Consider the following 14,750-nt stretch of genomic DNA (forward strand, 5'->3'; position numbering starts at 1 on the left):
AAAGCGTTGGTACGAAGAAAGTTGTCTGTAGGCGTATGGTATAGCATACGTGGTAGGGGCGGAAGGCTATTCCTTCCAGTCGTTTGCTTTTAAGCTACTGGGGCGCATTTTCTTCTGTAAAAGATTGGACTTGCTGTAGCGCTTGCTGCGCAGCGGATTGTTCTGCGCATTTTTTCGTCCTGCCTTTCCCCTCTCCAAATACCTTTTCATCTATAAGTACTTGGGCTGTAAACAGATGGGCAGCCTCTAGGGTTGTTTTAAAACGTACAGTAAAACGTTGCTTATGAGCCCACTCCACAATTTGACTTTTAAAATTGGTATCCCTTGCGATTAAATCCTCTAAACTTATATAGTTTCCTATAAGGCGTTCCAGCACAAATTGTTCGCAATAAGCATACCCATGGTCTAAGTAAACAGCCCCAATCAATGCTTCCAATGCATTCCCATAAATATATTTACTATTACCTTTGTGTACGAGGATTTCATCATACTGTAATAGCTTATCTAGGTGCATTTTACGGGCCAGTGTATTTAAAGCATCCCTATTCACCAGTCTTGAACGAATATCCGTTAAAAAACCTTCTCCCTTCAAGGGAAATTTCTTAAAAAGATAAGTTGCTACAATAGAAGACAGCAAGGCATCTCCTAAAAATTCAAGTCGTTCGTTGGACGTATGTCCTTCCTTGAGCGAACTATGCTGCAGGGCTATCCTATACAAAGCAAGATTTAAAGGTACACCACCTGTAATAGCTCTTACCGTAGCAATGAACTGCCTAGTGGCAGAATCATGCCACATAAGAAAGTACTTAAGCAGCTTTAGGCGTCTTCCCATTTTTTAAATATCATGGACACATTATGTCCACCAAAGCCAAAGGCATTATTTTGGGCAAATACAATAGACTTAGGGATGGCTTTATGCAAAGTAAGATTGATATGTGGATCTATGGTCTCATCTACCACCCTATGATTAATGGTTGGAGGAACCCACTGATGCTGTAAAGCCAACACAGTAGCCACAGACTCCACAGCCCCCGCTGCACCCAATAAATGCCCTGTCATAGATTTAGTCGAACTAATATGCAATTGGTAAGCATGGCTACCAAAAACCTGCTGGATAGCCTTTATCTCGTTGCTATCACCAAGCGGTGTACTCGTCCCATGCGCGTTGATGTAATCGATGCAATCTGGCGAAATCTGCGCGCTTGCTAAGGCACGTTGCAATGCCAATACTACCCCCTCTACATCTGGCGCTGTAATATGGTAAGCGTCCGCTGACATACCTATCCCTACTATTTCAGCATAAATTTTCGCATCCCTTTTCTTAGCGTGCGCATACGATTCCAGTACTAAGGCGGCAGCCCCTTCTCCCATAACAAAACCATCTCTCGTTTTATCAAAGGGACGTGAGGCAGTAAGGTAATCTGTATTACGCCTAGAAAGCGCCTTCAAAGCATTAAACCCACCAATACCTATGGGAATAATGGGGGCTTCGGAACCACCCGTTAACACTACCTCTGCCTCTCCTAATTTAATAAGCTGAAATCCAGATATTAAGGCATTCATAGAAGAAGCACATGCCGCTACGGTAGCAAAATTTGGTCCCTTAAATCCATATTTAATAGATAAATGACCAGCAGGAATATCTGGGATAATTTTAGGAATAAAAAAGGGATTTACCTTATGGGATCCCCCCCTATCAACAGCTGCTAAAACCGTTTCTTCTGTTGTCCCTAACCCACCTACCCCAGATCCCCATACTACCCCTACTGCTGTTTTATCTATGCAAGGGTCCATTAACGCTGCATCTGCCACGGCCTCTGCTCCCGCTATCATCGCATATTGGGTAAAGCGATCCATGCGCTTTACTTCCTTGGCAGGAAGATAGGTATAGGGATCATATGCCTTTAGCTCACAGGCAAATTGTGTATCAAATGGAGTCGCATCAAATCGAGTGATCAAACCAGCACCACTTCGACCAGCCCATAACGCATTCCCATATTCCTGGACAGTGCTACCAATGGGTGTTAGCGCTCCTAATCCTGTAATAACTACTCTTGGACAGGTCATATGCAAACCATAAGAAGATTAGGAGGCGCCAGATTTACGATCATTCAACGACCGCTCCAAAAATTCTACAACACTGCCTACTGTCTGTAACGCAGTGGATTGCTCATCCTTAATGTATAGATCAAACTCTTTTTCAAACTCCATAACTAGTTCTACTTGATCTAAAGAGTCAGCCCCTAAGTCATTGGCAAAATGGGCAGTAGGTACCACCTCTTCTGCTGAAACATTGAGCTTATCCACAATAATAGCCACAACTTTTGCTTTAATATCTTCACTATTCATTGCATTAACCAAATTATTCTATATTTTATATACGCTCCTACCGCCGCACCTGCGCCTGCCAAGCAGTAAAACGCTCCTCTGCCTGCTCTTGCGTGATGGCTCCCTTCCCGACACCTACTTGCAGATGCTTCTTCAGCAGAATACCCTGCCTAGAGAAAAGATTTCTAACCGTATCGGTAGGCTGCGCACCTTGTAAAAGCCACTTTAATGCACGCACCTCATTTAAATGCACCGTTGAAGGCGCTGTATGGGGGTTATAATGCCCCAACTTTTCTATAAAACGACCATCCCTTGGCGCTCTTGCATCGGCTACCACAATATGATACTCCGCCCAATGCCTTCTCCCACATTTAGCTAATCTTATTTTTACTGCCATAATACTGCTTTTTAGCGAATCACGTTCGCCTCTTCCCATCCGTTTATCAGATTATATATTTTCTATGCTTGTTTGCTTCCCTATCCCATAACCACACAAGGACACCCTACTTCAGCAGCCATGAACAGTAGGAAGCAATATTGCTGCCTACCTCATAAAACCACATAAGGGCACCCTACCCAACAGCAATGGATACTAGGAAGCGATTGTCTTTTCTTTTTTTGAAAACAACCGATCCTTGCATTAAAGCAAATAAAGTATGATCCTTCCCCATGCCTACATTTTTACCGGCATAATAGCGTGTCCCTCTTTGCCTGACAAGGATATTTCCAGCTCCTACCGCTTCCCCTCCATATTTCTTGATTCCAAGCCGCTGGCTAGCGGAATCTCTTCCATTACGGGAACTCCCCGCACCTTTCTTATGTGCCATTTTATAAAATTATTTCAAAATAGACTCAATGATAATTTGAGTATAATCCTGACGATGCCCTCGCTTAACTTTATAGCCCTTGCGCCTCTTTTTCTTAAAAACGATAATCTTATCGCCTCTGTCATGACCCAAAACCTTAGCCTTAACGGTTACCCCTTCCACAATAGGATTCCCCATCCTTACATTGCCCTGCGCATCGTCTAACAATAAGACTTTACCCAGTGTACAAGAAGTTCCCACCTCATCCGCCAGTTTTGGAATATATAACTGCTGATTTTCAAAGGCTTTAAATTGCTTACCACCTACTTCTATAATCGCATACATTATTGTGTATTTCTTAAAACTTAAAACAACAAACCCTTTTGTATTTGTAGGATGCAAAGGGCATACTAGGATAGACTCTAAATCTAATTCTTTTTACAAAAATAAAAAAACTTATCCTATCTTACCTTACTCTGATTTTTTTAACAGTGAGAAATCAAAATCGTTTAAATAAGAGGTGGTAATGGCGCCTTGTTGAAAAGAGGGTTGCTCTAATAATGCCAGATAAAAAGGCACATTGGTGCAAATGCCTTCTATCACCAGCTCCTCTAAGACGCGTTTCATACGTGCCACAGCAGCCATTCTATTATCTGCTCGTACAATAATTTTGGCAAGAAGGGAATCATAATGAGGCGGTACCACATACCCCGCATAAATATGGCTTGAAATAATTACCCCTTGCCCACCAGGAAAATGCACATGGGTAATCTTACCTGGGGAAGGCCGAAAATCATTAAAAGGATCTTCTGCATTAATGCGGACTTCTATAGCGTGTCCTTTGGGGGAAGCTGCCTGTTCCTGCAAAGGCTGACCAGCAGCCAGCTCTATTTGCATCCGCAATAGGTTACAGTTGGTAACGGCCTCTGTTACTGGGTACTCTACTTGAATACGGGTATTCATTTCCATAAAATAAAAATTTCGATCCTTATCCACCAGAAATTCTATTGTGCCTACCCCTTCATAGCCTATAGAAGCAACGCCTTTTAGAGCCGCATCAGTCATTGCTGTACGCAATGCCGCTGTCATAAAGGGAGAAGGTGCTTCTTCTACTAATTTCTGATGTCTACGCTGCGTCGAACAATCCCGTTCAAATAGCTGCATGACTTTTCCATACCGATCAACAGCTACTTGGATTTCGATATGACGCGGTTCTTCTAGGTATTTTTCTAAATAGAGACCTTCTTGACCACAAAAAGTTATCGCTTCTTTTCTGGCTTCTTCCCATTTCTGCTGAAACATTTCTGGTGTGACAACCAATTTAATGCCTTTGCCTCCTCCTCCTGCCGTTGCCTTGAGTAGCACAGGAAACCCTATTGCATGAGCTAACGCTATCCCCTCCTCAACTGATTGCAATAGAGCATCAGAACCAGGAAGCGTTGGAATACCAGCCTGACGCATGGTTGCTCTTGCAGCTACTTTATCCCCCATTTTACGGATTGCCTGAGCAGAAGGACCTATAAATTTAATACCATACTCTTCGCAAATAGCTGCAAAATGTGCATTTTCAGATAAAAACCCATAACCTGGATGGATAGCTGCTGAATTGGTTACTTCAGCAGCTGCTATAATGGATGGAATAGCTAGGTAGGATAGATTACTGGAAGGGGGACCAATACAAACCGCTTCATCTGCAAAGCGAACAGGAAGACTATCCCTATCAGCTGTAGAATAAACCGCAACAGTCTTAATCCCCATCTCCTTACATACCCGAATGATACTTAATGCAATTTCTCCCCGGTTGGCAATTAATATCTTTTGAAACATAACAGAATAGGAGTAAAATACAATCTATATAAGTACAGCTGATTAAGAAGGGTCTATCAAAAATAATGGTTGATCATATTCTACAGGAGAAGCATCCTCCACTAAAATTTTGACAATTTTACCTGTAACATCTGCCTCTATTTCATTATAAAGTTTCATAGCTTCTATAATGCATACCTTCTTACCTTTTGTAAGCGCATCACCCTCCTGTACGAAAGGCGCAACCTCTGGCGTAGAAGAACGATAAAAGGTACCAACTAGGGGCGCACATATCTTTATATAACGGCTGGATTCCTCCCCTGTAACGGAGGGCTCAACTGTAACGGGGGATTCAACTGTAACGGAGGGCTCAACTTGGTGTGAAGGGGAAAAGGATACAGCTGGAGGAGGGGAATGATCTGCTGTTCCTTCTGGTGTTACAGCGGCATAACGCTTGATATGTAACCTTACGCCCTCCATTTCAATCTGGACTTCTTCTAGTCCAGATTTTGCAATACAATTAATAAGATCCTGAATTTCCGTTGTCTTCATACTTAATGTCCCTGTTCATTGATACGTTCCATATAGAGCCCTGTACGGGTATCTATTTTCAATAAATCTCCCTCATTAATAAATAAAGGAACTTTAATTTCTATAGCTGTTTCTAGCGTAGCAGGTTTGAATACTTTAGTAGCCGTATCCCCTTTAATCCCTGATTCTGTATAGGTAACCCTTAATAAAACAGAGGAGGGTAACTCACAACGCAATACCTTATTTTCATCTTCATAATAGAGCATCTCTACTTGCTGCCCTTCTTTTAAGAATTGCGGTGCATTGATTAATATAGGTTCAATGGTTAGCTGTTCAAATGTTGCCGTATGCATAAAAGTATAACCCGCGTAATCTTTATATAAAAATTGATAGGGACGCCTCTCGATACGTACCACCTGTATTTTTGCACCTGCATTAAAAGTATGATCCACTAATCTATCTTTTGTTAAACTCCTTAACTTGGTTCTCACAAAGGCAGCTCCCTTCCCTGGTTTTACATGAAGGAACTCTACTACACTATAAATATCATTCTGCAATAGGATACAAAGCCCATTCTTAATATCACTTGTATTGGCCATAATCGGTAAATTTATTGCGAAGCAGCATCATAACCCCAAATCATATACATAGCACCCCACGTAAAGCCTCCCCCAAAGGTGGTTAAAACTAACTTATCCCCTTTCTTTAAGTTTTGTTCATAATCCCACAAACAAAGTGGGATAGTAGCTGCGGTAGTATTGCCAAATTTATGTACATTTAGCATAACTTTTTCCATGGGGATCATTGTCCGCTCCGCTACCAGCTGCAAAATACGTTTATTAGCCTGGTGCGGAACCAGGTAGGCAATGGCTTCCGCCGTAAGCTCATTCCGTTTCATAATCTCTAAAACGGATTGAGCCATAAAGGTAACCGCTACTTTAAAGACGCTTTGACCTTGTTGGTAGATGTAATGTGCTTGGGCTCGTACGGTTTCATAGGAGGCAGGGCACCTGCTACCGCCTGCCTGCACATAAAGCAAATCTTGACCAGCTCCATCTGCTTTGCATAGCGTATCTACAATACCATGACCCTCCGCTTCATCCCGTGCAGTAACCAATACAGCACCTGCTCCATCCCCAAAAAGAATACACGTTGCTCGATCGCTATAATTTGTAATAGCAGACATTTTATCCGCACCTACCACAATTGCTTTTTTAACTCTTCCCGTAACGATATACTGCGCTGCCGCATCCAATGCATAGAGAAACCCAGAACAGGCAGCCTGCAAATCATAACTAAAAGCATTCGTTGCTCCGACAGCATGCGCAATAATATTAGCGGTAGCAGGTGTTACTACATCTGGCGTAATCGTAGCACATACCAATAAATCTATATCTGTTGGATCAGTAGCTGTTTTTTGCAACAAGCCCTCCACAGCTTTTATAGCCATTGAAGAAGTAGCGGCGTTTGCCTCTTTGAGGATACGCCGCTCTTGAATACCAGTCCGCGTAGTAATCCACTGGTCACTGGTAGCCACTAGCTGCTCGAGCTCTTTATTGGTCAATACATAGTCTGGTACATGGCCATACACCCCTACAATAACAGCACGCTTCATAATGGCTACCTATCAAACAGATTCAGATGAAACTTCTTTTTCTTTATTTATTACGATACGACCCTTATAGTAGAGCTTACTCTCATACCAAAATGCGCAATGAGACCTGTGTACCACACCAGTAGTAGGACAAGCTATTAATGCAGGCATAGCCCGCTTAACATGCGTCCTCCGCTTGTCCCTGCGCGCAGCAGATGTCCTCTTTTTTGGATGTGCCATATTTTACCTAATTACTTACTTAACCTATTAAATAAATTCTATTTCTTCTTGATTTTCATTTAAAAAAACATATTCTGTCACCGCCATGGACGAATCCTCTACTAAGGTAATCCATTTCCCATACTTTAGGAACCATCCAAGTCGCTTAGAGAAAATATTTTTTGTAAAAAAAGCATACAAATAGGGATGAAGTACAATTTTTATATGCTTTTCATTTTGGTTTTCAAGCACAAGATGTAAATCTTCCTCGATTTTTTCTGCTACCAATAGCGAGGCACCGATCTTGCCTGTTCCCTTACAGGAAGGACAGAGCTCCTTTGTGACCACATTCATCTCTGGGCGCACCCTTTGCCGCGTAATTTGCATAACGCTAAATTTGGATAAAGGTAAAACAGAAGCTTTGGCCCGATCCTCTTTCAATAGTTCTTTCACCTTTTGGTAAAGTAATTTGCGGTCTTCTGGGTCTTTAATATCGATAAAATCGATTACAATAATCCCACCCATGTCACGCAAACGCAACTGTCGAACAATTTCTTGTGCAGCTGATAGATTAACATTTAAAGCCATTTTAGCCTGTCCTTCTTCTTCTACAGATCTGTTACCGCTGTTGACATCAATGACATGCATTGCTTCGGTATGCTCAATGACCAAATAGCCACCACCCTCTACACTAACGGTTTTTCCAAAAAGCGTTTTTAATTGCCGCTCCACACCCGCTTGCTCAAAAAGTTTGATTTTACCTTGATGGTACTTAATGATCTTTTCTTTATCTGGAGCAATCGTGCGTACATACTGTTTTATATCCGTGTATAACGCTTTGTCATCTACTACGATAGCATCAAAAGATTCGTTGAGCATATCACGCAAAAGCGTGCACGCCCTATTAACCTCTCCTATAATTTTTTTTCCAGGAAGCGCTGTGGCAAGCTGCGCCATCCCTTGCTCCCATTTATGGATCAGATCCCTTAAATCTCTATCTAAGGTAGCTACATCAATACCCTCAGCCACTGTGCGTACAATAACACCCAAATTTTTGGGCTTAATAGAGGCAATTAACCGATGCAACCGATCCCGCTCCTCTGCATTAATAATTTTCTTAGAAATGCCAATGCTATCCACAAAAGGAGTTACAATCATATAGCGACCCGGTAACGTTAGCTCAGATGATATGCGTGGCCCTTTGTTGGAAATAGGCTCTTTTACTATTTGAACCAATATCTCCTGGTCTTTCGTAAGAAGATCCCCAATCTTACCCAATTTGTCTATGGATGGCTCCACTATAAAATCATTCAGATTCCCTATACTACCCTTCTGGTTTCTAACCATCCCAATAGCCTTCTGCAAAGAATTGAATTGGGAACCAAGATCTAAATAATGTAAAAAAGCATCCTTCTTATACCCTACTTCTACAAAACTAGCATTCAAACTGGGCACTACTTTTTTAACAACACCAAGGTAAATATCACCGACCGTGAACTTATTATCCTCCCTTTCTACATGATATTCAAAAAGCTTCCCCTCCTTCAGCAAGGCTATTCTACAATTATTATTCGCACTATTAATTAGTAATTCATTACCCACCTGCTCATTTGTTTATGTTCTCATAGAAGAAACAGAGGAAACAGCTAGTAGCCTATTGAAGCATATATATGAATAAGGTAGGCTAAGTAGATGTTATACAGCCTTTTTAAAACCAATAGATTGCCTCCCCTAACACAGCAGACCCACTTGTTTTCATTTTATTCCTAAACCTCTAGACCCTAAAAGTCTCTTCCTTCTTCCTCTTGCCTATAATTGGTGTGATGAAGCACCTACCTGTTTTTCTTTTTATGTCTGTTTAACCTAAGGCGCTTTTTACGCTTATGTGTAGCTACCTTTTGTCTTTTCCTTTTTCTACCACAAGGCATTTTACTCAGATTTCGTAAATTTAAAAAAATAAATACAATACTACCCTTATGTATAGGGCACTCCCTCTACTTGTATAGTAGGATAAACAAGCAGACCTCGTGAAAGATATCCTATTGTCTAGCGCTTAGGAGATTTACTCTTGGCACAGCTATATAGCAACGTATTGCATACATCCTACACAGATTAAAGTCTATAAATAAGCCTCCGGCATCCCCTCTAATTTAGTGTTTTTATCTGAATTAACCATATCTCACTCCCTATTAGACAGTGAAGCGGATCGATTACTTATCTAGCTCCTTCTTTTTTAGTTGATTACTAGATTGAAGATGGATTTTTCCTATTAATTCATAAACTTCCCGAAAAGGACGTTCAGATAAAGCTTTAATAATCCTATTCACTTCATCAAATTCTAATCTAAGTTCTATCATATATGCTATAGTTTGTTTAACTAAGGTAGTTGTCCTTAAAGGCAAGGGGTGTAGCACGCTGTGTATAAACCCGCTACAGGTTAGCTATCTAACCCATCAAAGGTAAACATTGTCTCCCACACCTATATATTTTTTAATTTTTAAAAAGGATAATCAATACTTAAATTAAAATTAAACGGTGGACCATTTGCATTCTTATTACCAGAAGGGTTACAAAAGGGGATGGCTATATCTCCACAGAGTACAAACGTATCATAGAAGTTCAAGCGCAATCCCACACCACCTCCTACTGCTAACTCCTTATAAAATTTATTCCAATTAAATTTCATTATTGGTAAGGCATGGCTGGCTAACTTCCAGGTATTGCCTATATCTAAAAAAAGAGCTCCCTCCAGATAGCCTATCCATTTTTGGCGCAACTCTATATTGCCTAGTAAAAGCAAATCGCCTTTTTGTGGATGGTTTTTTTTATTTACTTCATACCTCCCTGGCCCAATCATCTGCGTATCCCAAGCGCGCACGCTCCCATGCCCCCCTACAGTGTACTGCTTTTCTGCATAGACTTCCTTGGCCTCCTTAGCAGTAGCCCCACAAGCCATAATAGCACCCCATTTAGTTTGACAAACAAAAGTGGTATCCTGCGTCAGCTGCCAAGCATGCCGGTATGTTACATCAAACTTAACGTATTGACAATACTGAAATTTATTGGATAAAAAATTTTTTATAATAGGAAAAATATGTTCATATAACCCTCCCCCCTCTATGCCGAGAGAAAGCATCCATTTCTTATAATTGCTTAGCAGAGGCACATAAACAGAAGGTAGAGGTTCTATTTTACACACCGCTTCCATAGTTGTTAAAAAAGCAGGTGGCGTTTGCCACGGATCTCCTCTATTAACCTCCGTATGCTCACTCTTTTTATTTTTAAAATCAGCTATAATACCACAAGGTACCATTTGAAAGTTAATATGCTTAGAACGGCTACACCAACCATAAGCAAACGTTGCCTCTATCTTATGTCTATTACAAACGGGCCTTCTAAAAAAGCTATAGCCTATGTCAAGGGTAGTTTTCGGTGAGAAATCTTCTAATAAACGAATGATATGCTCCGGGAGATAGCACACAAAACGCGATGTCATAAATTTATAACGCAATTGGTAAAACATATACCTATAGAAAGGGTATGCTTGTGTGCTTTCTTGTGTGTTTTCCTGTCGTTCTCCTAAACCCATACTAGCTTCTACGCATGCCATCCCTAGTCCTCCCCATAAAGGCCTTATGGTAGGTGCTATTTTAATAGTAGGACGCAAGCGTTTTACGTTTAAATTAATACATTCCCCCCCCAACTCCAGTTGGCATTTTACTTTTTCATAAGGCCTCACCTGTATATGCACCACCAACTGGTCTGCCTCTAACTTAGGCAGTATGGTAATAGATTCAAATAAGGCAAGATCATGTAACCGTTCATAGGTCTCTATTATTTTTCTTTTACTATACCAATCTCCTGGTCTAATAGCAATTTTACGCATTAACGCTGGCAAAGCATACGTATGTGAGCGCATCCTACATTCCACATTTTGAAACCATACGGTACGCATAGCTGTTTTATTTTCTCTATCGTACTGATTCTCAAAATCTACTACAACAGTTGCTACTTTTGTTTTTTTTAGGTGAGGGATGTCCCCTTTTTCCCCCTCTATTAGAATGGTAAGGGAAATCGTAGCATCTTCATGAAATACTTTTGCTTCAAAGGAAACATGCTTTTCATTGCAAGCAAAATAACCTTCATTGGATAGTAAGGTTATGATACGCTCCTGCTCTTTCACTAAATTTTGATATTGATAGGAATGGCCTTTTTGCAAGAAGCTTGTTTGAATGCGTTGGGAAAGTAGGGTTTGAATCTCTTTATGCGGCGTTTGCACTTCTATAGAAGTGATTCTATACAATTTATTTTGTTTAATGTAGTAAGTAACAACTACCTTCCCTTTTTGGGTAACCGTTTGGCTTGAAACCTCAGCATCTAAATAACCTATGGAATAAAAATAATTTAAAAAAATTTTTTCATTTTCCTTTACATACACAGGATCATACTCCACGGGTTTTTCTCCCTTACGCATGAACCAATTCCCTTGCGCATACACCATTTCCTTAGCATGGATTAACTTATCCCGTTTAGTCCGTAGTTTTTCTCTTTCTTTTTCTTCTACCGTATGGGACAACTTAGCGGCATATAGATTCCTAATAGCATGGATATCTTTTTTAATTTTATCAGGAGCAAACTGCTTTGCTCCCAACTGATAAAGCCATTTTCGAATAGGCATACCTAAAAAAGTAGTATGCAACGGGCGAACGGCATGCTTTTTTAATTCTTTTTTATGGAAACTATTCACGCCTACAATCAATTCTTTTTTCAATTGTAATTCTAAACCAGCATGTAATGGAAAAAAGCTACTATACCAGCTTAGACACAACAGAAATACAAATACAAACGCAAGTTTTTCTCTTATCCAGCAAAAGGGATATTGTATAGGGCAATCATCAAGCATAGTAAGTGGAATGATACACGCTCCAGTTTATCGTTTTTCTAAAGCAAACATAAATACATATACTTTATTTGTTATATTGCTTTTAAAATTGCAATATTACACCAAGTGGGATAGAATAGCTTTCACTTATTTCACTTTCCTGGGGGATATTTTTCCCCACGCATTAAGTTACTATTAATTTGTCAGCTAAACCATGAGTGACCATATAGAAAAATTAAAAGCATTACAAGCGACTATTGATAAACTTGAAAAAACATATGGCCGTGGGGTAGTTATGAAACTAAGCGACAACCAGGTGATGTCCATCCCTGTTATTTCTACAGGCTCTTTAGGTCTAGACCTAGCATTAGGTGTAGGGGGAATACCGCGCGGAAGGATCATTGAGATCTATGGCCCTGAATCTTCTGGTAAGACAACCTTATCCATGCACTGCATTGCGGAAGCGCAAAAAAAAGGAGGATTTGCTGCTTTTATTGACGCAGAGCATGCTTTCGACAAAAGTTATGCGGAACGTTTGGGTATAGATACAGAGAATCTATTGATCGCACAACCCGATGATGGGGAGCAGGCATTAGAAATAGCGGAGCACCTCATTCGTTCCAGCAGCATAGATATCCTAGTTATTGATTCTGTGGCTGCCTTAGTACCACGTAGTGAATTAGAAGGGGATATGGGGGATAGCAAAATGGGATTACAAGCCCGCCTTATGTCTCAAGCGCTGCGTAAGCTTACTGGAACCATTAATAAAACAGGTTGTGCGTGCATTTTTATTAATCAATTAAGAGAAAAAATTGGCGTACTATTTGGCAATCCAGAAATTACTACGGGGGGTAATGCACTAAAGTTTTACGCTTCTGTTCGATTAGATATACGTAGTATAACTTCTTTGAAAGAGAGTGACGGAAGTATAGCCGGTAAACGTACGAGGGTAAAAATTGTAAAAAATAAAGTAGCGCCTCCCTTTAGAGTAGTTGAATTTGATATTATCTATGGGGAAGGTATTTCTAAAATTGGAGAACTTCTTGATATTGGAGTAGAACTAGGCCTTATTAAAAAGGCAGGTTCCTGGTTCTCCTATGAGGAGAACAAGCTAGCACAAGGGAGAGAGAGTAGTAAAGAAGTACTACAAGGAAACCCAGAACTTATTGCTAAAATAGAAAGAAGCATCCGAGCAAAAATTGCTGCCCCTGCTGAATAAAAGAAAAGCAGCCTATCGTAATAGAACGGAGCATACTCCCTTGATTTCTAAGGATATAACTTTATAAAATCAATTAATTATCCTATATAAAAGCATAAATCCTTTTATGCTTTTATAGGATAAATAGATCGTGCTAAAGCAACATTTTATCCTAGCAGTTACCATAGGTAGGCTGAAAATAGCAGTCAGCTAATGCATGCTAGGCATAGAAACGTACGCATAGGCAGCACATGCTACACAAGTGAAACTTACTCTTATTTGCTATTTAGCTATAAATTCCCTAAATTAAGTGTTCAACATAATAGGGGGGTCCTATTTGCGCTTAATTTTTAAGTAAGGTTAACATGCGATTAGATGCCATTCAAACCAGACTAGCCGACCTTTGGCTAAAGCATACCGATGCCCATAGCTACCACACTATTACCCGTAAAATTGGTATAACTCCCTACCAGCTCCAAAAAAAATTAGATCTCATTGCAGAAGAAGTGAATAGTGCCTTACAAAAACATAACATTTCTTTCATAATAAAAAAACGAGTTAAATCCATTTACTCTATTTGGCGTAAAATTCAAAAATTGAAGGTAAACTTTAACCAAGTACATGATCTATTTGCTATTAGAGTTATCATACAAGACATAGGTCCTGCTTCTTTACAAGAAGAAAAAATCATTTGCTGGAAAATTTTATCTGTCCTGACTACCTTATATAAGCCTGTGCATACCATCATGAGAGATTGGGTGAGCACGCCCAAAGAGAATGGCTACGAATCGCTGCATCTCATCTTTGAATCCCATGAGCATGGGAAACTGGAAGTCCAAATACGTACCCAACGCATGGACGATATAGCAGAGTATGGCAAAGCCGCACACTGGAAATACAAATGGAATAAAGGCTAAATCCCTCTATAACTACTTGCGTATACTACGCAATAAAATAGGAAGTTGTCTACTTAATGCCATACAATACCTATTAAGGATCTATTGCAATTGTTACGTAACCTACCATAACAAGTCAACAACTCCTGTAGTTTATCTGTATTGCTGCAGCTGCTACAGCATAGCTATTTAAACAGCATGTAAGAAACAAAAGGGATAGTTTGAGACCGTTGTGGCAGATCGATAGTATAATTTTTTCTATCTTTCTATGCTTATTTGGTTTAATTTTTGATGTTATAGGGCACTGCCTGATTGCAGGGCTACTTTAGCCAACAAAACCTATACATGATTCCTATCATGGCTAGAGGCTTTTGTGGTACCGACTGCTAGAACCAACCCTTCTTTGTATGCTTGCATTTAGGTTGAATCGCTGTGCTATCTGCTAAATTTAACTGCCCTTTTGGTTGGATTTCCACAGAAATAGCATGAA

Annotated in this window: 16 protein-coding genes; 2 read left to right on the forward strand and 14 right to left on the reverse strand. The window is 40.2% G+C overall.

Annotation, left to right across the window (positions count from 1 at the left end):
• Positions 1 to 94: 94 nt before the first annotated feature.
• The 14 genes from rnc to DK880_RS02850 all read right to left on the reverse strand — a co-directional run bounded on the left by rnc (position 95) and on the right by DK880_RS02850 (position 12,055).
• A complete protein-coding gene (rnc, locus tag DK880_RS02785) occupies positions 95 to 796 on the reverse strand; it encodes a ribonuclease III (RefSeq protein WP_239302502.1) in 702 nt (233 codons plus the stop codon).
• A gap of 20 nt (positions 797 to 816) precedes the next feature.
• Complete coding sequence (gene fabF / locus DK880_RS02790) at positions 817 to 2,067, reverse strand: beta-ketoacyl-ACP synthase II (RefSeq protein ID WP_109997298.1); 1,251 nt, start codon at positions 2,065 to 2,067, stop codon at positions 817 to 819.
• Between the two features lie 18 nt (positions 2,068 to 2,085).
• Positions 2,086 to 2,349, reverse strand: a complete 264-nt coding sequence (locus DK880_RS02795; RefSeq protein ID WP_109997299.1) for an acyl carrier protein — start codon at positions 2,347 to 2,349, stop codon at positions 2,086 to 2,088.
• Between the two features lie 37 nt (positions 2,350 to 2,386).
• A complete protein-coding gene (gene rpsP / locus DK880_RS02800; protein ID WP_276527171.1) occupies positions 2,387 to 2,764 on the reverse strand; it encodes a 30S ribosomal protein S16 in 378 nt (125 codons plus the stop codon).
• Between the two features lie 136 nt (positions 2,765 to 2,900).
• Positions 2,901 to 3,155: a 50S ribosomal protein L27 gene (rpmA, locus tag DK880_RS02805; protein ID WP_109997300.1), complete on the reverse strand. Its 255-nt coding sequence runs from the start codon at positions 3,153 to 3,155 to the stop codon at positions 2,901 to 2,903.
• Between the two features lie 9 nt (positions 3,156 to 3,164).
• Entirely contained in the window at positions 3,165 to 3,479 is a 315-nt protein-coding gene (rplU, locus tag DK880_RS02810; protein ID WP_109997301.1) for a 50S ribosomal protein L21, read from the reverse strand.
• A gap of 126 nt (positions 3,480 to 3,605) precedes the next feature.
• Positions 3,606 to 4,961 carry an acetyl-CoA carboxylase biotin carboxylase subunit gene (gene accC, locus DK880_RS02815; RefSeq protein WP_109997302.1) on the reverse strand — a complete coding sequence of 452 codons (1,356 nt, stop codon included), beginning with the start codon at positions 4,959 to 4,961 and terminating at the stop codon, positions 3,606 to 3,608.
• 42 nt (positions 4,962 to 5,003) lie between these two features.
• Positions 5,004 to 5,492: an acetyl-CoA carboxylase biotin carboxyl carrier protein gene (accB, locus tag DK880_RS02820; protein ID WP_109997303.1), complete on the reverse strand. Its 489-nt coding sequence runs from the start codon at positions 5,490 to 5,492 to the stop codon at positions 5,004 to 5,006.
• A gap of 2 nt (positions 5,493 to 5,494) precedes the next feature.
• Positions 5,495 to 6,070, reverse strand: coding sequence for an elongation factor P (gene efp, locus DK880_RS02825; RefSeq protein WP_109997304.1), 576 nt, complete (start codon positions 6,068 to 6,070; stop codon positions 5,495 to 5,497).
• Between the two features lie 11 nt (positions 6,071 to 6,081).
• On the reverse strand, positions 6,082 to 7,086 hold the full coding sequence (locus DK880_RS02830) for a beta-ketoacyl-ACP synthase III (protein ID WP_109997305.1): 1,005 nt from the start codon (positions 7,084 to 7,086) through the stop codon (positions 6,082 to 6,084).
• Between the two features lie 12 nt (positions 7,087 to 7,098).
• A complete protein-coding gene (gene rpmF, locus DK880_RS02835) occupies positions 7,099 to 7,305 on the reverse strand; it encodes a 50S ribosomal protein L32 (protein WP_109997306.1) in 207 nt (68 codons plus the stop codon).
• Positions 7,306 to 7,332: 27 nt separating this feature from the next.
• Positions 7,333 to 8,886 carry an Rne/Rng family ribonuclease gene (locus DK880_RS02840; RefSeq protein WP_109997307.1) on the reverse strand — a complete coding sequence of 518 codons (1,554 nt, stop codon included), beginning with the start codon at positions 8,884 to 8,886 and terminating at the stop codon, positions 7,333 to 7,335.
• A gap of 608 nt (positions 8,887 to 9,494) precedes the next feature.
• A complete protein-coding gene (locus tag DK880_RS05450) occupies positions 9,495 to 9,641 on the reverse strand; it encodes a hypothetical protein (protein WP_204082245.1) in 147 nt (48 codons plus the stop codon).
• A gap of 140 nt (positions 9,642 to 9,781) precedes the next feature.
• Positions 9,782 to 12,055 (reverse strand): BamA/TamA family outer membrane protein, encoded by a 2,274-nt coding sequence (locus tag DK880_RS02850; protein WP_162534139.1) that lies wholly within the window; start codon positions 12,053 to 12,055, stop codon positions 9,782 to 9,784.
• 325 nt (positions 12,056 to 12,380) lie between these two features.
• On the opposite strand from DK880_RS02850, the gene recA reads away from it, so the two are divergent.
• Together recA and DK880_RS02860 are read left to right on the forward strand one after the other, a co-directional pair.
• Positions 12,381 to 13,385, forward strand: a complete 1,005-nt coding sequence (recA, locus tag DK880_RS02855; RefSeq protein ID WP_109997310.1) for a recombinase RecA — start codon at positions 12,381 to 12,383, stop codon at positions 13,383 to 13,385.
• Between the two features lie 344 nt (positions 13,386 to 13,729).
• On the forward strand, positions 13,730 to 14,281 hold the full coding sequence (locus DK880_RS02860; protein ID WP_109997311.1) for an HD domain-containing protein: 552 nt from the start codon (positions 13,730 to 13,732) through the stop codon (positions 14,279 to 14,281).
• Positions 14,282 to 14,750 lie beyond the last annotated feature (469 nt).

Origin of the sequence: Candidatus Cardinium hertigii, assembly GCF_003176915.1 — a bacterium.
GTDB classification, from domain to species: domain Bacteria; phylum Bacteroidota; class Bacteroidia; order Cytophagales; family Amoebophilaceae; genus Cardinium; species Cardinium hertigii_A.

Coding starts and splice junctions, on each gene's coding strand:
- rplU (WP_109997301.1), bottom strand. CDS start 3,479: ATGTATGCGATTATAGAAGTAGGTGGTAAGCAATTTAAAGCCTTTGAA.
- DK880_RS02830 (WP_109997305.1), bottom strand. CDS start 7,086: ATGAAGCGTGCTGTTATTGTAGGGGTGTATGGCCATGTACCAGACTAT.
- rpmA (WP_109997300.1), bottom strand. CDS start 3,155: ATGGCACATAAGAAAGGTGCGGGGAGTTCCCGTAATGGAAGAGATTCC.
- accC (WP_109997302.1), bottom strand. CDS start 4,961: ATGTTTCAAAAGATATTAATTGCCAACCGGGGAGAAATTGCATTAAGT.
- rpsP (WP_276527171.1), bottom strand. CDS start 2,764: ATGGGAAGAGGCGAACGTGATTCGCTAAAAAGCAGTATTATGGCAGTA.
- DK880_RS02860 (WP_109997311.1), top strand. CDS start 13,730: ATGCGATTAGATGCCATTCAAACCAGACTAGCCGACCTTTGGCTAAAG.
- DK880_RS02795 (WP_109997299.1), bottom strand. CDS start 2,349: ATGAATAGTGAAGATATTAAAGCAAAAGTTGTGGCTATTATTGTGGAT.
- recA (WP_109997310.1), top strand. CDS start 12,381: ATGAGTGACCATATAGAAAAATTAAAAGCATTACAAGCGACTATTGAT.
- accB (WP_109997303.1), bottom strand. CDS start 5,492: ATGAAGACAACGGAAATTCAGGATCTTATTAATTGTATTGCAAAATCT.
- efp (WP_109997304.1), bottom strand. CDS start 6,070: ATGGCCAATACAAGTGATATTAAGAATGGGCTTTGTATCCTATTGCAG.
- DK880_RS05450 (WP_204082245.1), bottom strand. CDS start 9,641: ATGATAGAACTTAGATTAGAATTTGATGAAGTGAATAGGATTATTAAA.
- rnc (WP_239302502.1), bottom strand. CDS start 796: ATGTGGCATGATTCTGCCACTAGGCAGTTCATTGCTACGGTAAGAGCT.
- fabF (WP_109997298.1), bottom strand. CDS start 2,067: ATGACCTGTCCAAGAGTAGTTATTACAGGATTAGGAGCGCTAACACCC.
- rpmF (WP_109997306.1), bottom strand. CDS start 7,305: ATGGCACATCCAAAAAAGAGGACATCTGCTGCGCGCAGGGACAAGCGG.